Genomic DNA, 17,528 nt, shown 5'->3' with positions numbered 1-17,528 from the left:
TGAATGATCAATCGCGGGTTGGTGTGATGACGTTTGTGGAGTTGTTCAGGTCGACGAGGTACCCGTGGCGGACAGGCTTATAGCGTGGAGCCTGCCGGTGCCGCATCCAATCGTCGTGCAATCACATCCATCACGTCGCACCCATCGCGCAGTGGGATGCAGCACAGTTGTGCGAGGTCCTGAAGGGTTGCGGGATCGATGGTCAATTCATCACGCATCGCCAGGTTCTCCAGGAATTGGGTGGCGGCACGGATTCGGTAGGCGGCTGAGTCGAGCAGGATGTGTAGCGGGGCGGTGGTATCGACGTAGAGGGGTTGGTCGTCGGCGTTGCTGGTAAGGCCCATATATTGATTCATAAGTAAGCTCCACTGGAAAAGTTTCACCACCTAATCGTCGCCAAACGAAAGGTGGCAACTGTACGCAGGTTGGCGAACCGGAGTGGAAGCCGGCAGACCCGAAGGTCTCCCGCGTACAGCTGCCATAACGACAACTCTACAGATGCAAGAACGCCTGCAACAAAGCAAGCGCTTTTGCATCCCACTGCGGGTCGCCAAACCCGGCCACCATCTGGGCGACGCGAAGACTATAGTCGCCGCCGCAAAAAATACGCAAGGGATTGATAGCGAAGGGGATTCCCAATCATGTGTAGGACGTTGCCACAGCCGTAAGTATCTGAGCTATATGTCTTACAACTGAGCAAGCCCCTCACTTACATCGGGCCAAATCCCAACGATATGTAGGATATTTCTGTAGCCTCATCGCCATTATCTGCCCGTTCCCCCCCATTTGCCCCCCGACGCCTCCCACAATCCAATCGCGCATTCCCACCCGGCGCGGGATAATACGGCCCTGCCTGGGGTCACAAGCGTTTCCCCCCTCGTTGGTATTGGCGTCTCAGAAGGATCGAACGCAATGACAGATTGGCTTCAGAGCTCTGGAGAAATGGCTGAACGGGTTCGGCGCCATCCTTGGGAGGGCACACCGCTCGGGCCGCCTTCGCAGTGGCCTGATGTGCTGAAGACCACCGTGGCCCTGAGCCTCGCCTCGCATTTTCCCCAGGCCATTGTGTGGGGACCGGACCTGATCACGTTGTACAACGATGCGTTCCTGACCATCCTCGGCAACAAGCCTGAGGCGTTGGGGCGGCGGTTCGATGAGGTGTGGCGGGAGGTCTGGAACGATATCGGGCCGATCGTGCGCGCGGCCTTCGATGGACAAGCCACTTATATAGAGAACTTCCCCCTGGTCATCGAGCGCGGCGGCGGTCCTGAGCAGGCTTATTTCACGTTCTGCTACAGCCCCATCCGTGACCAGTTCGGTACAGTGGTGGGCATGTTGGATACGGTCACCGAAACCACGTCCACGGTGTTCATGACCCAGCGGCTGGCCGTGCTGGATGCCATCGGCAATGCCGTGGCCAACGCCACCGACCCGCAGGCCATCATGGCAACCACCACGCGGATTCTGGCAGCGCACTTGAACCTGTCCAATTGTGCCTATGCGGACATGGATGAGGACGAGGACGGTTTCACCATTCGCGGTGATTGGGCCAGGGCCGGTTCGCCTCACATTCTCGGGCATTATCGGTTGGCTGATTTTGGGCGGCTGGCCGTCGCCAACCTGCGGGCCGGCAAGCCGCTGGTGATCAACGATAACCTCAAGGAACTGGCGCCGGAGGAAGCGGCGACGTTCCAGGCCATTGGCATCGCGGCCACCATTTGCGTACCGTTGATCAAGGGCGGCCGCTTGACCGCGCTGATGGCCATTCACGACAAAACGCCGCGGGTCTGGTCATCCAACGATCTGGCGCTGCTGATGGAAGTCACCGAGCGCTCCTGGGCCCACATCGAGCGCGCCCGTGCCGATGCTGCCGTGCGCGAGGGTTTGGCGGCCCTGGCCGAATTGAACGCGACGCTGGAAGAACGGGTCGAGGAACGTACCACGCGTTTGAAACAGACCGAAGCGGCGCTGCGCCAGTCGCAGAAACTCGAAGCCATCGGCCAGCTCACCGGTGGCGTGGCCCATGATTTCAATAACTTGCTGACGATCATCCGCTCTTCGGTGGACTTCCTGCGCATGCCCAACTTGTCCGAAGAGCGCCGACAACGCTACATGACGGCGGTGTCCGAAACCGTGGAGCGCGCCTCCAAGTTGACCAGCCAGTTGCTCGCGTTTGCCCGGCGCCAGCCGTTGAAGCCAGAGGTCATCGATGTGGGCAAGCAAGTGCAGAGCCTGGGGGACATGCTGCAAACCGTCACCGGGGCGCGGATCCAGGTCAACGTCGAATTGTGCGATCGGCCCTGTTACATCCGCGCGGACCTGAGCCAGTTCGAGACGGCGTTGATCAACATGGCCCTCAATGCCCGGGATGCCATGAACGGCCAGGGCACATTGTGGCTTCGGCTCAGTTGCGGCGGTGGCATACCGCCGATCCGTGGTCATGCCGGGGCCGGGCAATCCTTTGCCGCCATTGCCCTGGCCGATACCGGCACCGGCATTGACTCGCAAGTGCTCGAGCACATCTTCGAACCTTTCTTCACCACCAAGGAAGTGGGCAAGGGCACGGGGCTGGGCTTGTCCCAGGTGTTCGGTTTTGCCAAGCAGTCCGGTGGCAACGTCGATGTTTCGACCGTGGTGGGCGAGGGCACGGTGTTCACGTTGTACCTTCCGGAAGTGGCGCCCGAGCAAAACCACGAGCCGGTCAGGGAAGAAGTCGCGCACCTGGTGCTGGAAAAGGGCAAGCGCCGGGTGCTGATCGTGGAAGACAACCTGGAGGTGGGGCGTTTTGCCAACCAGATCCTCCAGGATCTGGGCTACGAAACCGCCTGGGCGACCAACGCCGAAGAAGCGCTGGAAATGGTCGGGCCGGATGCGATGGCATTCGACGCGGTATTTTCTGACGTGGTGATGCCTGGTATCGGCGGTATCGCCTTGGCCCGGGAACTGCGCCAGCGTCGCCCGGATCTGCCAGTGGTGCTCACTTCCGGCTACAGCGAAGAGTTGGCCCACAGTGGTCATGAAGGCTTTGAGTTCTTGTCCAAACCCTATTCGGCCGACCAGGTTTCCCGGGTTTTGAACCGGACGATACGGGGGGCTGAATGAGTGTTTCCTTTTTGCAACAGTGAGTTCCACTCGTCGGCGAAGGACCTTGTTGAATCAACAGTCTGTTGATGACCAACTAGTCTCATTGTCGTGAAGGTCGATATTGTCAGGCAACTGGTTGTTGTCGGTATGGACCTCAATGAAAGGGGAAAGGCAATGGGAGCATCGTACAGCGAGGAGCACGGAGCCGCGTATCCGATCAATGAAGGATTGCAGTGTGGTCAGTCGACCTACCATGCAGACTTTGGAGACGAGCCGATCAAGTCCATCAGGACGAAGGTGGCCAAAGTGCAGCGAGGGGAGAAGGCCAAGTTCTTGCCCAGGGTTCCGGTCAAGAAGTGACAGGCTCCCACCGGGCTGCGATCTTTCTCCTATCGATTGAATCCACAGCGAACGATAAAAGGTCGCAGCCTTCGGCAGCTCCTACAGGCGGAAATATTTTTCATCTTTTCTCAACCATTGGTTTCTTTCACGTTTCTTTCACAAGCAGGTACGTACTCTCAGCTCATCCGTTAGAAAGCAGTACCTGCCCGTTTCCCCAGCGGGCTTTTTTTTGCCTGTCACAAAATAATCCGCCGTTTCGTTGTCCAACCATTATGGTTGAGGCTGTTTGGCGTACACTCGCGCCCGCGCGCACTGGCCATTTCTCCCCGATGCGGCATTCTTGAGGTTTCTATCATGCGTTTGACTTTGTCCACCTTGGTACTGGGGCTGGTGGTTGCCCAGGGCGCGATGGCTGCCGGTGACGGTACTGCTGCAGTCGGCGGCGGTCTGGGCGGTGTGCTGGGCAACGTGGTCGGCCAGCAGATGGGCGGCAGCACAGGTGCCGCGATCGGCGCGGGTGTCGGCGGCGCAGCCGGCAGCGCCGTGGGTGCGCGCAAGGGCAGCCGCACGGAAGCCGCCATCGGTGGTGGCCTGGGGTCGGCCGGTGGTTCGATCGTCGGTAACCGTCTGGGCGGCTCCACCGGTTCCACCATCGGCGCTGGCGTCGGCGGCGCGGCGGGCGGCGCGTTGGGCAGCAACCTGTCCAATGACAACGACGGTCACTCTGGCGGCAAGAAGCACAAGTACAAGCACAAGAGAAATCATCGTTAAGCGGATGCTTGGATGAAAAGACCCGGCCTCTGTGCCGGGTTTTTTATTGACCTGCCATTCCCGTGTACAGGGCTCTCCTGAACTTTTCTCGGAACGATTGCCGCCCCCCCACCTCAAATTCATACATCCATCAGCGATTGCGAGGTGTGCCATGACGCCGGAAACCGAAGGCAAGGAAGAAAAAGGCCCGACGGGCGTGCCCTTCATCAATGATCCGGGCCCCAACGACCCGGGCAACGAAGACCCCGGTTCCCTGATGGATGACGCCCAGGTGCCCTTGCTCGACGATGAAGACGCTGAACTCGAGGACGAATCCTACGAGTGAAGGCGTTCAAACTGAACGTCCGCGTTCTCTAAGCTGCAGGACAGGTGCGTGCACCTGTCAGGAGATTGTATGACTGCCGATTCCCCCGTTCCCAATGACGAAGAAACCCCGGAGTACCCGCTGCCATCGCCCACCAATCCGTTGAGCCGCGACCAGCTCCCGCCCGATGACGAGGCGGGCGTCGAGCAGGTACCCAGCGACGACGAGGACGTCGAAGCGACTCCGGATGATCCGGACATCGCCGGTGACGACGCCTCTGGCACGCCGAGCTGATCGACGGGCCCGCCTGTCGATTCAGTGGCACCATCGCCCCGCCACGCGTGCCAGACATCAGGTAAGTATCTTGAAAAGGAGACTCACCATGATGAATTCCAATCTGACAGCGCTGACACTCGCCGGGATTCTTTCCGTCAGTTCATTAGCCGCTTTCGCACAAGCTTCGAGCGGCACGCCCCCCGTGGACAAGGGCGGGATGCCACCTTCCTCGGAAATGGAAGCCGGCTCCAATTCTGGTGCCAGCGGTAACGCCTTGCCTCCGGGCTCTGTAGGCGGCGGTAATGGCGGCGATGCCAGCGGCAGCAGCACCAGCCCTGGCACGGGCAGCGGTTCGCTGAGTGGTGGTAGTACGATGGGCGGTGCCGACGCGGGTGGTGGTACCAACGGCGGAACCGGTAGCAGTGGCAGCGGGGGCAGCTCGGGCAGCAGTGGTTCGGGGTCGGGCGGCTCCGGTCAGTAACTTCCCATCATCATCCGACACTACTGGCGAGGGAGCTTGCTCCCTCGCCACAAAGCTCATCCTCATTTCCCATTGCCGGTTCCAAGCCCCCTTCGTTATCCTGCTGAATCCTTTAAGGCGAACACGCTGCCCTGGCCGCACCTGAGCCATCCCTGGAATGTTGTGTTGATAACGGATCAGATGCGATGAATGCACCGCTGAAAGAGTTTGGCCCGATCAAGGCTGTGATTTTCGACATGGATGGGCTGTTGCTGGACACCGAGGGGATCTACACCGAGGTCACCTCCATCATCGCCGAGCGCTACGGGCGCACGTTCGATTGGAGCGTCAAGCAGAACATCATCGGGCGCGGGGCCACGGACCTGGCCAATTACGTCGTCCAGGCCCTGGAGTTGCCGATCACCCCCCAGGAATTCCTGGTCATCCGCGAACCCTTGATGCGCGAGCGTTTTCCTCACGCCCTGGGTATGCCCGGTGCCGAGGAACTGGTGCGGCATCTCAAAGCCCACAACGTTCCGATCGCGGTGGGTACCAGTTCATCGAGTGCCACGTTCGAACTCAAAACCACCTTGCACCGGGACTGGTTCGCGCTGTTCGATTGCATCGTGACGGCGGACGATCCTGAAGTCGGCGCGGCGAAACCGGCACCGGATATCTTCCTCACCGCCGCCCGGCGCCTGGGTGTCGAGCCGCGCGATTGCCTGGTGTTCGAGGATTCGCCGTTCGGCGTGACAGCCGCGAAAGCCGCCGGCATGACCGCCATCGCCATTCCGGACTCGGCCATGGCGGACGAAAAATACGCCCATGCCGACGGGATCATCCGCTCCTTGAGAATGTTCCAGCCGAGCCTTTGCGGTTTGCCGGAGTTGGAATGGACCTGACAGCGAAGGGCTGCTGCGCAGCCCTGCGGGAGCAAGCTCCCTCGCCACAATGATCGGCTCGGGTCAGGCGCCGAAACCACCGTCGATGGTCAGGCTGGCGCCGGTGATATAACCGGCTTCCGGCCCTGCCAGGTAGGCGACGAAACTGGCGATTTCATCGACGTTGCCGTAGCGCCCGACGGCCATCAGAGACAGCAGGCTGGAGGCGAAGTCGCTGTCGGCCGGGTTCATGTCGGTGTCCACCGGGCCGGGCTGCACGTTGTTGACGGTGATACCGCGCGGGCCGAGGTCGCGGGCCAGGCCTTTGGTCAGGCCCACCAGCGCGGATTTGCTCATGGCGTAGGTCGCGCCGCCGACGAAGGGCATGCGGTCGGCGTTGGTGCTGCCGATGTTGATGACCCGGCCACCTTCGCCCATGTGCCGCGCTGCCGCCTGGGTGGCGACGAACACGCTGCGCACATTGACGGCCAGGGTCTGGTCGAAATCTTCGAGTTTGAATTCATCCAGCGGCCCCATGGCCAGCACGCCCGCGTTATTGACCAGGATGTCCAGCCGCCCGAACGCTTCGACGGTGGCGGCGACGGCGTTACGGACGGCATCGGCGTCGGCGCTGTCCGCCTTGATTGCCAAGGCCTTGCCGCCGGCTGCGGTGATGCTGTTCTGCAGTTCTTCGGATTTTGCGCCAGAGCTGACGTAGGTGAAGGCCACGGCGGCGCCTTCTGCGGCAAGGCGTTTGACGATGGCGGCGCCGATGCCGCGAGAACCGCCCTGGATCAAGGCGACTTTACCGTTCAGTGCTTGGGTACTCATGATGTTCTCCAAAAAGTGCCGGGGCGAGGTGCCGCGGTGATGGAGCGAGTATCAAGAAGACGTCGTGGGCTGTGTAGATCGTCATTGCTATAGTCTGTCTAAACCAAAAGTTTAGAGTGAGGCTCATGGAGACCTTCAACAGTATCGAATGCTTTGTGCGCAGCGCCGAAGTCGGCAGCTTTGCCGAAGCGGCGCGCCGCTTGAGCGTGACCCCGGCGGCGGTGGGTAAAAGCGTCGCCAAGCTGGAGGCGCGGATGGGCGTGCGCCTGTTCCAGCGCAGCACCCGCAGCCTGAGGCTGACCGAAGCCGGCCAGTTGTTCCTGAGGGAAGTCGGTAGCAGTTTCAACACTATCCAGAACGCCGTCGCCAACCTGGCCAGCGCCGGTGGGCAACCGGCGGGAACGCTGAAGGTGAGCATGGGCACAGCGTTCGGTCGATTGTATGTCGTGCCATTGCTAGGAGAGTTTTTGCGGCGCTACCCGGCGATCAACCCGGATTGGCATTTCGATAACCGCCAGGTGGACCTGATCGGCCAGGGGTTCGATGCCGCCATCGGCGGTGGTTTCGAGCTGCCCCAAGGCGTGGTGGCGCGCAAGTTGGCGGTGGCCCATCGGGTGCTGGTTGCATCCTCGGACTATCTGAACACCCACGCTGCATTGGTGGAGCCGGAAGATCTGGCGCAGCACCAGGGCATCCTGATTCGCTCGCCGCAAACCGGCCGCGTGCGTTCCTGGCAACTGACCAGCCGAACCCAGCAACACAGCCCGCTCATGCTCAAGACCCGCATGACCATGAGCGATTCGGAAGCCGACTGCGCGGCCGCGGCCCAAGGGCTGGGCATCGGGCTGGTGAGCATGCCGGTGGCCGTGCCCTACCTGGAGTCCGGTGCGCTGCGACGGGTGCTACCGGACTGGTACGTCGATGACGGCAATATCTCCATTTACTACGCCGAGCATAAGTTGCTGCCGGGCAAGACCCGGGCGTTCGTGGATTTCATCATCGAGCAGTTTGCCGAGCAGGGGTTGGCGCGGCGGTTCAGTTCGGTTTGAGTTGGGCGCTGGACCGCGTTGGCCTCAATCGCGAGCAAGCTCGCTCCCACAGTCGGTGGATGATCAGCAGTTTCGTGAGCACCACAAACCCTGTGGGAGCGAGCTTGCTCGCGATTAGGGGCACCTCGGTCCAAACCTGTGAACTCACCGCCCAAACCGTCCCGGCCAGCCAATGATGGTCTTGGGTCGAGGCGTGGCGTAGGTGCGCACTTTCGAGGTCGACAACCCCAGTCGCACCAGCGACTCGGCAATGGTCACCGCCGCCGTTACGCCATCGACCACCGGCACCCCGGTGCGCTGGCGGATCTGCTCATCGAGCCCGGCCATGCCGCCGCAGCCCAGGCAGATCACTTCGGCCTTGTCCTGGCTGACCGCCAGTTCGGCCTGGCGCACGATGGCCTCGACCGCCCGTTGCGGGTCTTGCTCCAGTTCCAGCACCGCCAGGCCGCTGGCCCGTACCGAGGCGCAGCGGTCGAACAGGCCGGACAGCTTGAGCCGGTCTTCGATCAGCGGCACGGTGCGGTCCAGGGTGGTGACCACCGAATAAGCGTGACCGAGGAACATGGCGGTACTGGCCCCGGCATCGGTGATGTCCACCACCGGCACGTTCAGCAGTTCTTGCAGACCTTCGCGGCCATGTTCGCCGTAGCCGGCCTGGATCACTGCGTCGAACGGCTGGTCGTAGGACATCACCCGGTCCATCACCGCAATGGCCGCCAGGTAGCTTTCAAAATTGCCCTCGATGGAATCGGCACCGAAATGCGGCGTGAGCCCGACGATCTCGGTGCCCAGTGCGGCCACGGCCTGGGCCTGGCGGGCGATGGCCTGGGTGATGGATTCGGTGGTGTTGACGTTGACCACGAGAATTCGCATGAGCTGTCCTCCTTGATGCATGAAAGTAAGCGGCCCGTACTGGCCGGGCCGTTTTAGGGATCAATGATGAACGTTATCCACAGCGATGGATTCGCCGCTGACGTCGTCGTAATACGGTTCGCGCTTGGCGATGATCAGGTACAGCAGCCCTGCAATCGAAGCGCCAATCAGCCAGGAAAACGCTGAGACGGCGTCAAAACCCGGCACCAGGGCCAGGATAATGGCGATCAGCGCGGCCGGAATGAACGCCGCCACCGCCCGCAGATTGACTCCATTGCTGTAGAAATACGCACCGTTCGGGTCCTCGCTGTACAGTTGTGGCACGTTGATGCGGCCTTTTCGCAGCAGCCAGTAGTCGACCATGATCACCCCGTACAGCGGCCCGAGCAGGGCGCCGAGACCGGACAGGAAATACACGATCACCAGTGGGCTGTTGTACAGGTTCCACGGCAGGATCAGCACGGCAATGGCGGCGCTGATCAGCCCGGCGCGGCGGAAGGTCAGGTACTTGGGCGCCAGGTTGCTGAGCACGAACGCCGGGGCGACGAAGTTGGCCATGATGTTCACCGCCACGGTGACGATCAGGAAGGCCAGGCAGCCCAGCACTAGAAGGAACGTGTTGGGGATCGAGGCGACGACCTGGGTCGGGCTTTCGATGATTTGCCCGTTGATCTGGAACTGCGCACCGCAGAGCAGGATGGTGATCCCGGCAAACACCAGGATGTTTACTGGCAGGCCCCAGAAATTGCCGACGATGATGGTTCGGCGGCACGGTGAGGAGCGGGCGAAGTCGCAGAAATTGAGGATCAAGGTGCCGTAGATCGACAGCCACAGGGCGCCGCCGGCAAAGATATTGCGCCACATTTCGCCACCGGTCAGCGGCTCGCGGATCGACCAGGCAATGGTGGCACCGGCCTGGGTGTACATCCAACCGGCCAGGGCCGCGACGGTCACCAGGATCACCGGACCGGCGAAACCTTCATAACGGCGCACCGTCTCCATGCCGTAGGCCAGGATCACCAGTTGCACGAACCAGATCGCCACGAAACACACCCAGCCCAGGCTCGACAGACCCAGGATCGAGTCGCGGTCGTAGTCGGCGAAGCCCGGGTGGATCGCCACCAGCAACACGCGGAACACCACCGACGCCAGGTAGGTCTGGATCCCGAACCAGGCAATTGCAATGACCGCCCTGATCAGCGCAGGAATCTGCGCGCCGTGGATCCCGAAGCTGATCCGGCTGATCACCGGGAACGGCACCCCGGTTTTCTGGCCCATGTAGCCGGACAGGTTCATGAAGCCATACACCAGTGCCGCGCCTATCCCCAGGGACAGCAAGATCTGCCAGCCACCCAATCCCAGGGCATAGAGGCCAATGGCGAAGGAATAGTTGGCAATGTTGTGCACGTCGTTGGTCCACAGGGCAAAGATGCTGTAGCGGCCCCAGCGGCGACCTTCGGCCTTGGTGGGCGCCAGGTCCTTGTTGTGCAGCCGCGGGCTCAAGGCCAGGGACGCTGCGGCGTTGTCATCGGGGGCAGAGGTGGAGGAGGGCAGATCCAGCGCGATGTTATTGGAGAGACTTGTACGCATTCCGGCAGGCTCCTGATTCTCGGCGCTGCGATGACTGTGCATGAGCGCGGGGCTCGACAAATCTTCGTCGCGGCGGGCGAGCATCATTGGTTACGGGGCATCTGCAGCCTGTACGGGATAGGGCGCTTCAGGCTTGCGGATCTAGAGTGTGTGTATGTTTTACAAATGTTGTATACAAAACACTTGTCGACTCAAGCCAGATTTATGCCACTTGTGGATCTATCCAACGTAGCGCTAATTTCGTTTCGTTATGTTCTTTGAATAACTGGCTGAAATACGGAGATTTAAAGCTGACCGTTTAAACAGGTATTTATTTTTGGGCGAGCGCCGATGAGGGAAGGAAACCAGGTGGTGCGGGGAACTGGGTGTAACCTTTCGGGGCAGTAACGATATAAGTGCACACAAAAAATGCCACTTGCGGTGACATTTTTGTGTACAGAGGGCGATGGACGCTTAGACGGTCTTGGATTTGGCGATGATGTTTCCGGCGTGCAGCCCGCATTCTTTCTGCGTGGCTTCTTCCCACCACCAGCGGCCTTCGCGTTCGTGCTGGTTCGGCAGCACCGGGCGGGTGCAGGGTTCGCAGCCGATGCTGATGAAGCCACGTTCATGCAAGCTGTTGTAAGGCAGCTCGAGCATGCGGATGTAGCCCCAGACTTCTTCGCTGGTCATCTGCGACAGGGGGTTGAACTTATACAGGGTGCGTTCCGGGGTGGAAAACGCCGTGTCGATTTCCAGCACGGCCACCTGGCTGCGGGTGCCGGGGCTCTGGTCGCGGCGCTGGCCGGTGGCCCAGGCACGGACATCGGTCAGCTTGCGACGCAACGGCTCGATCTTGCGGATGCCGCAGCACTCGCCGTGACCGTCCTTATAGAAGCTGAACAGGCCTTTTTCCTTCACGAAGGGTTCAAGTTTCGTGTAGTCCGGCGAGACCAGTTCGATGTCGATCTTGTAGTGCTCGCGCACCTGATCGATGAAGCGATAGGTCTCCGGGTGCAGGCGACCGGTGTCGAGGCTGAACACCTTGACGTTCTTGTTCAGTTTCCAGGCCATGTCCACCAGCACCACGTCTTCGGCGCCACTGAACGATATCCACAGCTCGTCGCCGAATTCGGCGAAGGCCAGCTTGAGGATGTCCTGAGGGGACTTGTTGGCATAGGTCGTGGCGAGTTCCACGACGTCGAACGATGGGCTCATCAGGGCGGTTTCCTACAGGTCGGTGGCGCTGGGCGCTCTATATGGGGCTGATGGTAACAAAAGCTGTCGGGGCTGGCGCGCTCCTGTGCGTTGCGCGGGCTCTGGCGAATGGCTAGAGTCGGCAAGCCTTTTATTCGCTCAACCGATAAACATCAGAAAAAATGGGAGTGTCTTGTGGAAATTGCCTGTCTCGACCTGGAAGGTGTGCTGGTCCCGGAGATCTGGATCGCCTTCGCTGAAAAAACCGGGATTGACTCCCTCAGGGCAACCACTCGGGACATTCCCGACTACGACGTGCTGATGAAGCAACGGTTGCGCATTCTCGATGAGCACGGCCTCAAGCTCTCCGACATCCAGGAAGTCATCGCCACTCTCCAGCCGCTGGACGGCGCCATCGAATTCGTCGACTGGCTGCGCGAGCGCTTCCAGGTGGTGATTCTTTCCGACACGTTCTACGAATTTTCCCAACCGTTGATGCGCCAGCTGGGCTTCCCGACGTTGCTCTGCCATCGCTTGATTACCGATGACAGCGGGCGGGTGACGGGGTACCAGTTGCGTCAGAAAGATCCCAAGCGCCAGTCGGTTCTGGCTTTCAAGAGCCTGTATTACCGTGTGATTGCGGCGGGGGATTCCTATAACGACACCACGATGCTGGGCGAAGCCGACGCCGGGATTCTGTTCCATGCGCCGGAGAACGTGATCCGTGAATTCCCGCAATTCCCGGCGGTGCACACGTTTGTCGAGTTGAAGCAGGAATTTATCAAGGCGTCGAACCGCGATCTCAGCCTGTAAGTAAAAAACCTGTGGGGGCGAGCTTGCTCGCGATAGCGGTGTGCCAGTCGGCTCAAATGCTGCTGATCCAATGCAATCGCGAGCAAGCTCGCTCCCACAGGGGTATAGCGCCAGTCTGTGGGAGCAAGGCTTGCCCGCGATGCTTTTAGAGGTTCTGCAAGGTTTCCAGCAACACCCGAACCTTGGTAATCGACTCCTGATACTCGGCCTCCCAGTCCGAATCCGCGACAATCCCGCCGCCGCCCCAGCAGCACACCTGCCCATCCTTGACCAGTAAACTGCGGATGGCGATGGAGCTGTCCATTTCTCCGCGCACGTCCAGGTACAGCAACGAGCCGCAATACAGCCCGCGCCGGGTCGGTTCGAGTTCGTCGATGATTTGCATGGCGCGGATTTTCGGCGCGCCGGTGATCGAGCCGCCGGGGAAGCTGCCGGCGATCAGGTCCAGGGCGTCCTTGTCGTCGGCCAGTTCGCCGGTCACGCTGCTGACCAGGTGATGCACGTTCGGGTAGCTTTCCAGGCTGAACAACTCCGGCACCCGCACCGAGCCGATACGGCAGGTGCGGCCCAGGTCGTTGCGCAGCAGGTCGACGATCATCAGGTTTTCCGCCCGGTCCTTGGGGCTGGCCAGCAGTTCGGCGGCGTGGGCCGCGTCTTCCTCGGGCGTCGTGCCGCGGGGGCGGGTGCCCTTGATCGGCCGGGTTTCCACCTGGCCTTCGCTGATTTTGACGAAGCGCTCTGGGGACAGGCTCAGCACCGCGCCGCCCTCCGGCAGGGTCTGGAAGCCGGAAAACGGCGTCGGGCAAGCCGCCCGCAACGCCTGGTAAGCGGCCCAGGCATCACCCTGGCAGGGCGCGCGGAAGCGTTGGGCGAAGTTGACCTGATAGCAGTCGCCGGCCTGGATATACGCCTGGATACGTTCGAACGCCTGTCGGTAGGCTTCGGCACTGAGGTCCGGCGTCATCGGTCCTTCAAGGCTGAACGAGGGAATGGCGGCGGTGGTCGGTTGGCTGAACAACGCGATCAGGCGTTGGCGTTCGTCTTCGCCACAATGGGGATGGAACACCAGTTGGCTGGTGCCCGCCTGGTGGTCGCTGATCAAAGCCCAGTCGTACACGCCAAAACGCGCGTCGGGCAGTTGCAGGTCGTCCTGGGCGTGGGATGGCAGGGTTTCGAGGTGTCGGCCGAAGTCGTAACTCAAGTAGCCGATCAGGCCGCCGGCGAAGGGCAATTGCACCGTGGCTGGCAGCACCGCGTCGCCCAGTTGCGTCAGCTGAATGCGCAGGCGTTGCAGGAAATCGCCGCCGCTCTCGTTCGGCAACACCGCCAATTGTGCCAGCGGCCAGGCACTGAGCAGGTCGTAACGCCCACGCTCGGCACTCGGCCGGCCACTGTCGAGCAGCACGCTGCCGGGGGCATGACGGATCGCCGCGAAATACTCGGCGGGGTTGGTGCGGTAGGGCAGCGGGTGTACGGAGCAGGTTGGCATGGGCGGGGCGGGTCAGCCATTCAGGCGGGGGAGCGATTGTAATCCCCTGTAGGATTTGCTCCTAGGGGGATGTCGGAGATGAGCAAGTATGGGGGCTATCGAAAATATTCGGGTGTGAACACCTTGTGGCGAGGGAGCTTGCTCCCGCTGGGTTGCGAAGCAACCCCCAGGCAGTTGAACGCGCTCAGCCTGGTGCACTGCGGGGCTGGGTTTTGAGGGGCGCTTCGCACCCCAGCGGGAGCAAGCTCCCTCGCCACAGGGTTTCACACTCCAGCCTTCAGCATCAGCTTCAGACTCCCGCTTTCAAGCCTCAGCCCTCAACCGGCGGAATATGTCCAAACAACTCCTGGGCAAACGCCACGCGTTCTTCCGCGGTTTCGATAACGCCCCGTTCCTTGAGTTCTTCCAGGCGGGCTTCCACCGCATGGGTGCGCAGGGTCAGGCCGCAGTCGTTGGCGATCTGGATGTTCAGGCCCGGTCGGGCATTCAGTTCCAGGATCAACGGTCCTTTCTCTTGGTCCAGCACCATGTCGACGCCGATGTAGCCCAGCCCGCACAGTTCATAGCAACCGGCGGCCAGTTTCATGAAGCCGTCCCAATAGGGCAGTTGCACGCCGTCCACCGCATTGGTGGTGTCGGGGTGTTTGGTGATGATGTTGTTCAGCCAGGTGCCGCGCAGGGTCAGGCCCGTGGCGAGGTCGACGCCCACACCGATGGCGCCCTGATGCAGGTTGGCCTTGCCGCCGGACTGACGGGTTGGCAGCCGCAGCATGGCCATCACCGGATAGCCCATCAGCACGATGATGCGGATGTCCGGCACGCCTTCGTAGCTGATGCTCTTGAAGATCTGGTCCGGCGTCACGCGGTACTCGATCAGCGCCCGGTCACGGTGACCGCCCAAGGAATACAGGCCCGTGAGGATGCTGGAGACATGGTGCTCGATTTCCTCATGGCTGATGATCTTGCCGGACACCGTGCGGTAGCGGCCTTCGAAGCGGTCGGCGATGACAATGATGCCGTCGCCGCCAGCGCCCTGGGCCGGCTTGATCACGAAGTCGGTGCGCCCGCCGATGATGTCGTCGAGCTTGTCGATTTCTTTCTCGGTGGAGATCACCCCGTACAGCTCCGGCACATGGATGCCGGCGGCGATGGCCCGTTCCTTGGTGATGATCTTGTCATCGACGATGGGGTACAGGCTGCGCTTGTTGTACTTGAGCACGTAATCGGCGTTACGCCGATTGATGCCCATGATGCCCCGGGCTTCCAGGGCCTTCCAGGTCTTCCAGAAGCCGAACATCAGGAGTCTGCCTTGAGGAAGGCCTTGAACCGGACCAGCTCGGTCAGGCGGTAGCCGCGATACCGTCCCATGGCCAGCATGAAGCCCACCAGGATCAGCAGGATCGCTGGGAAGGTGAACACGAAGTACACCAGTTCCGGCACGCTCATGATCAGGTGCGCCAGGGACGCGGCGAACAAGGTGCCGATGGCGACTTTCATCGCGTGGCCGGCGCCGCGCTCTTCCCAGGTGATGGACAGGCGTTCGATGGTCATGGTCAGGATCACCATCGGGAACAGCGCCACTGACAAGCCGCGCTCCAGGCCCAGCTTATGGCTGAACAGGCTGATGGCGGCGATCAGCACCACCACGAACGTCAGTACCACCGAGAGCCTTGGCAGCATCTGCAGCTTGAGGTGCTCCAGGTACGAACGCAGCGACAGGCCCAGCGTGGTAATCACCGTGAACAGGATGATGCCGAAGCCCAACTGGGTTTCACGGAAGGCCAGGGCGATCAGCACCGGGGTAAAGGTCCCGAGGGTTTGCAGGCCGATCAGGTTGCGCAGTATCAGGATCACCAGCACGCCGATCGGGATCATCACCATGATCATGAAGGTTTGCTGGGTTTGCAGCGGCAGGCCGTAGAGCGAGTATTCGAGGAAGTTGGCGTCGGTGTTCTCGTCCGTCAGCTTGGCCAGGCGGATGGCGTTCATTTCGCTGTTGTTCATGCTGAAGGTGACGGTGGCTTTCTTGCCGCCATCGACGGTGATCAGGTTTTCATCGCCGGTCCACCACAGCAGGCGGTCGGTGGGCAGGCCCTGTTCGCCGGAGTCCGGGTTGAAATACAGCCAGTCGGTGCCGTTGAAGCTGCGCAGCCACAGTTCGGGCGTCTGCGGCTGGTCGGCCACCAGGCGGATGGTGTGGACCTTCTCCACCGGCACGTGGGCGATGGACAGCACCAATTCGACGATGCGCGCCTTGTTGGCCGAGGAAGGATCACCGGCCAGCAACAGCTTGACGTTGTCGTCGTTGAGGTTGTTGACCCGCTTGATCGCTTCGCTGATGAACGTCTCGACGTCGGCCGAGTGCTGGCGGATCGGCGCGAGCAGGGCTTCGGCGGCCAGTTTCTCCGGGCCTTCGACGGCGATGCTGTCACGGAAGGTCGGGCCCTTGACCTTGGTTTTCTCGGCGCTGTAGCGCTTGGTCAGCACCAGGCGGTAATAAAGGGTCTGGTTGCCCTTGGCGCGCCGGGCTGACCAGGTCACTTTGCGGTTACCGTCGACCCGGTTCACCGCCACGCCGTAATTATTGGAAATAAAACTCTCGTTGAGGCTCACGTAGTCGCGGCTCAGGGGCGGCACGAACATCTGGATCTTCACCGGATCCTTGGCGTTGGGCACGAATTCGACCTTGGCGTCGATGTTCCACAGATCGTCGGTGGCGTCTTCGGTGACTGGAATGCCGAGCACGAAAATCTGATAGGCCGTCACCGACAGGCCCAGCACCACCAGGATGGCGATCAGCATTTTCAGATGGAGGGTAAGGGAGCGCATTGGAATTACTCTGCGGTTTGAGCGGCATTGGCGCAGGCGGGTTTGCCGGCAGCGTATTTAAGACTGGGGTCGACCAGCGCGTCGAAGCGCTTGAGCGCCTCGGAGCCGATCAGCAACGGGTATTGGAAGGCGCTACGGTCGGTCAGGTTCACTTCGATGCTGCGCAAGGCCGAGCCCATGCAGATGTCCAGTTCGATGACCGGCCGGGCCGTGTATTTCTTGCCTTCTTCCGGGTCGTAGTCACCGGCGCGACGCTTGATCTTGCTGACCCGCGCCAGCGGACGTTCGATGGGGTGCGAGTGGGCGGCGTCGATGGCCAGGTAAAAACGCACCCAGGATTCGCCATTGCGCTTGAAGCGCTTGATGTCCCGGGCGCTGAGGGATGCGGTCTTGGCGCCGGTGTCGAGCTTGGCGGCGACCTCCAGGTCGATACCCTGCAGGGCGGCGTATTCGTTGAGGCCATACACGGTTTTTTCACCCGCCACGGCAAGCCCCGGCAGGCACATGAAATAGAAAGCGGCAGATAAGGGCTTGAGTGTCATAGATCCTGGTGCGCAGCGTTCCGTTTATCGGTTCAGGCCCTGGCATTACTGCACAAGCTCCCTAGGCAGCCTTTCTCTAATAAAAGGAGAGCGGCGAATAACCGCGGCATTCTAGCACGGTGGTTTTCTGACGCCACCGCTGGCCGGAGGCTACGAGTCTTCATGCAACAGGGTTATCTTCAGGGCGTTTATTAGACGATTGTCGACAATGTTGATTT

General features: G+C 61.1%; 18 protein-coding genes. 9 read left to right on the top strand and 9 right to left on the bottom strand.

All coding sequences use genetic code 11. The annotated features are described in order from the left end of the window. Positions 1–77 precede the first annotated feature (77 nt). Positions 78–356, bottom strand: a complete 279-nt coding sequence (locus BLO80_RS25320) for a hypothetical protein (RefSeq protein ID WP_058544244.1) — start codon at positions 354–356, stop codon at positions 78–80. A 556-nt stretch (positions 357–912) separates the two neighbouring features. Between BLO80_RS25320 and BLO80_RS25315 the strand changes: the two genes are divergently transcribed. The 7 genes from BLO80_RS25315 to BLO80_RS25290 all read left to right on the top strand — a co-directional run bounded on the left by BLO80_RS25315 (position 913) and on the right by BLO80_RS25290 (position 6,139). Further along, complete coding sequence (locus BLO80_RS25315) at positions 913–3,102, top strand: GAF domain-containing hybrid sensor histidine kinase/response regulator (RefSeq protein ID WP_092332471.1); 2,190 nt, start codon at positions 913–915, stop codon at positions 3,100–3,102. 90 nt (positions 3,103–3,192) lie between these two features. Next, positions 3,193–3,444, top strand: a complete 252-nt coding sequence (locus tag BLO80_RS25310) for a hypothetical protein (protein WP_256574244.1) — start codon at positions 3,193–3,195, stop codon at positions 3,442–3,444. 336 nt (positions 3,445–3,780) lie between these two features. After that, positions 3,781–4,197: a glycine zipper domain-containing protein gene (locus BLO80_RS25305; protein WP_060741339.1), complete on the top strand. Its 417-nt coding sequence runs from the start codon at positions 3,781–3,783 to the stop codon at positions 4,195–4,197. A 151-nt stretch (positions 4,198–4,348) separates the two neighbouring features. Continuing rightward, positions 4,349–4,522, top strand: coding sequence for a hypothetical protein (locus BLO80_RS30005; protein WP_170842313.1), 174 nt, complete (start codon positions 4,349–4,351; stop codon positions 4,520–4,522). Positions 4,523–4,591: 69 nt separating this feature from the next. Continuing rightward, positions 4,592–4,795, top strand: coding sequence for a hypothetical protein (locus BLO80_RS25300; protein ID WP_060741340.1), 204 nt, complete (start codon positions 4,592–4,594; stop codon positions 4,793–4,795). Positions 4,796–4,883: 88 nt separating this feature from the next. Beyond that, on the top strand, positions 4,884–5,258 hold the full coding sequence (locus tag BLO80_RS25295) for a hypothetical protein (RefSeq protein ID WP_092332473.1): 375 nt from the start codon (positions 4,884–4,886) through the stop codon (positions 5,256–5,258). Between the two features lie 185 nt (positions 5,259–5,443). Next, positions 5,444–6,139 carry an HAD-IA family hydrolase gene (locus BLO80_RS25290; protein ID WP_092332475.1) on the top strand — a complete coding sequence of 232 codons (696 nt, stop codon included), beginning with the start codon at positions 5,444–5,446 and terminating at the stop codon, positions 6,137–6,139. A gap of 63 nt (positions 6,140–6,202) precedes the next feature. Here BLO80_RS25290 and BLO80_RS25285 read toward each other — a convergent pair whose 3' ends face one another. Next, a complete protein-coding gene (locus BLO80_RS25285) occupies positions 6,203–6,949 on the bottom strand; it encodes a 3-oxoacyl-ACP reductase family protein (RefSeq protein WP_060741343.1) in 747 nt (248 codons plus the stop codon). A gap of 125 nt (positions 6,950–7,074) precedes the next feature. Here BLO80_RS25285 and BLO80_RS25280 point away from each other — a divergent pair, with 125 nt between their 5' ends. Beyond that, positions 7,075–7,998, top strand: coding sequence for a LysR family transcriptional regulator (locus tag BLO80_RS25280; RefSeq protein WP_092332477.1), 924 nt, complete (start codon positions 7,075–7,077; stop codon positions 7,996–7,998). A 144-nt stretch (positions 7,999–8,142) separates the two neighbouring features. Here BLO80_RS25280 and BLO80_RS25275 read toward each other — a convergent pair whose 3' ends face one another. From BLO80_RS25275 to BLO80_RS25265, 3 genes are all read right to left on the bottom strand, one after another. Beyond that, a complete protein-coding gene (locus BLO80_RS25275) occupies positions 8,143–8,871 on the bottom strand; it encodes an aspartate/glutamate racemase family protein (protein ID WP_092332479.1) in 729 nt (242 codons plus the stop codon). A gap of 60 nt (positions 8,872–8,931) precedes the next feature. Continuing rightward, on the bottom strand, positions 8,932–10,461 hold the full coding sequence (locus tag BLO80_RS25270; protein WP_092332481.1) for an NCS1 family nucleobase:cation symporter-1: 1,530 nt from the start codon (positions 10,459–10,461) through the stop codon (positions 8,932–8,934). Positions 10,462–10,914: 453 nt separating this feature from the next. Further along, positions 10,915–11,658 carry a phosphoadenylyl-sulfate reductase gene (locus BLO80_RS25265; protein ID WP_013693959.1) on the bottom strand — a complete coding sequence of 248 codons (744 nt, stop codon included), beginning with the start codon at positions 11,656–11,658 and terminating at the stop codon, positions 10,915–10,917. A gap of 174 nt (positions 11,659–11,832) precedes the next feature. Here BLO80_RS25265 and thrH point away from each other — a divergent pair, with 174 nt between their 5' ends. Continuing rightward, complete coding sequence (gene thrH / locus BLO80_RS25260) at positions 11,833–12,450, top strand: bifunctional phosphoserine phosphatase/homoserine phosphotransferase ThrH (RefSeq protein WP_092332483.1); 618 nt, start codon at positions 11,833–11,835, stop codon at positions 12,448–12,450. A 145-nt stretch (positions 12,451–12,595) separates the two neighbouring features. Here thrH and pabB read toward each other — a convergent pair whose 3' ends face one another. The 4 genes from pabB to BLO80_RS25240 all read right to left on the bottom strand — a co-directional run bounded on the left by pabB (position 12,596) and on the right by BLO80_RS25240 (position 17,310). Further along, positions 12,596–13,939, bottom strand: a complete 1,344-nt coding sequence (gene pabB / locus BLO80_RS25255) for an aminodeoxychorismate synthase component I (protein WP_092332485.1) — start codon at positions 13,937–13,939, stop codon at positions 12,596–12,598. Between the two features lie 310 nt (positions 13,940–14,249). After that, positions 14,250–15,236, bottom strand: a complete 987-nt coding sequence (locus BLO80_RS25250) for an alpha-L-glutamate ligase-like protein (protein WP_092168683.1) — start codon at positions 15,234–15,236, stop codon at positions 14,250–14,252. Further along, positions 15,236–16,768, bottom strand: a complete 1,533-nt coding sequence (locus tag BLO80_RS25245) for an osmotic stress tolerance membrane protein RloB (RefSeq protein ID WP_060741350.1) — start codon at positions 16,766–16,768, stop codon at positions 15,236–15,238. The genes BLO80_RS25250 and BLO80_RS25245 overlap by 1 nt, the downstream gene beginning before the upstream one ends. Before the next feature lie 5 nt (positions 16,769–16,773). Further along, positions 16,774–17,310, bottom strand: a complete 537-nt coding sequence (locus BLO80_RS25240; RefSeq protein ID WP_053186065.1) for a retropepsin-like aspartic peptidase RloA — start codon at positions 17,308–17,310, stop codon at positions 16,774–16,776. Positions 17,311–17,528 lie beyond the last annotated feature (218 nt).

The organism is Pseudomonas sp. NFACC56-3, from assembly GCF_900100025.1.
GTDB classification, from domain to species: Bacteria; Pseudomonadota; Gammaproteobacteria; order Pseudomonadales; family Pseudomonadaceae; genus Aquipseudomonas; species Aquipseudomonas fluorescens_AA.
This window is presented reverse-complemented; position numbering and strand designations above follow the sequence as displayed.

Coding starts and splice junctions, on each gene's coding strand:
- BLO80_RS25295 (WP_092332473.1), top strand. CDS start 4,884: ATGATGAATTCCAATCTGACAGCGCTGACACTCGCCGGGATTCTTTCC.
- pabB (WP_092332485.1), bottom strand. CDS start 13,939: ATGCCAACCTGCTCCGTACACCCGCTGCCCTACCGCACCAACCCCGCC.
- BLO80_RS25315 (WP_092332471.1), top strand. CDS start 913: ATGACAGATTGGCTTCAGAGCTCTGGAGAAATGGCTGAACGGGTTCGG.
- BLO80_RS25305 (WP_060741339.1), top strand. CDS start 3,781: ATGCGTTTGACTTTGTCCACCTTGGTACTGGGGCTGGTGGTTGCCCAG.
- BLO80_RS25250 (WP_092168683.1), bottom strand. CDS start 15,236: ATGTTCGGCTTCTGGAAGACCTGGAAGGCCCTGGAAGCCCGGGGCATC.
- BLO80_RS30005 (WP_170842313.1), top strand. CDS start 4,349: ATGACGCCGGAAACCGAAGGCAAGGAAGAAAAAGGCCCGACGGGCGTG.
- BLO80_RS25270 (WP_092332481.1), bottom strand. CDS start 10,461: ATGCGTACAAGTCTCTCCAATAACATCGCGCTGGATCTGCCCTCCTCC.
- BLO80_RS25275 (WP_092332479.1), bottom strand. CDS start 8,871: ATGCGAATTCTCGTGGTCAACGTCAACACCACCGAATCCATCACCCAG.
- BLO80_RS25300 (WP_060741340.1), top strand. CDS start 4,592: ATGACTGCCGATTCCCCCGTTCCCAATGACGAAGAAACCCCGGAGTAC.
- BLO80_RS25240 (WP_053186065.1), bottom strand. CDS start 17,310: ATGACACTCAAGCCCTTATCTGCCGCTTTCTATTTCATGTGCCTGCCG.
- BLO80_RS25280 (WP_092332477.1), top strand. CDS start 7,075: ATGGAGACCTTCAACAGTATCGAATGCTTTGTGCGCAGCGCCGAAGTC.
- BLO80_RS25245 (WP_060741350.1), bottom strand. CDS start 16,768: ATGCGCTCCCTTACCCTCCATCTGAAAATGCTGATCGCCATCCTGGTG.
- BLO80_RS25320 (WP_058544244.1), bottom strand. CDS start 356: ATGAATCAATATATGGGCCTTACCAGCAACGCCGACGACCAACCCCTC.
- BLO80_RS25290 (WP_092332475.1), top strand. CDS start 5,444: ATGAATGCACCGCTGAAAGAGTTTGGCCCGATCAAGGCTGTGATTTTC.
- BLO80_RS25265 (WP_013693959.1), bottom strand. CDS start 11,658: ATGAGCCCATCGTTCGACGTCGTGGAACTCGCCACGACCTATGCCAAC.
- BLO80_RS25285 (WP_060741343.1), bottom strand. CDS start 6,949: ATGAGTACCCAAGCACTGAACGGTAAAGTCGCCTTGATCCAGGGCGGT.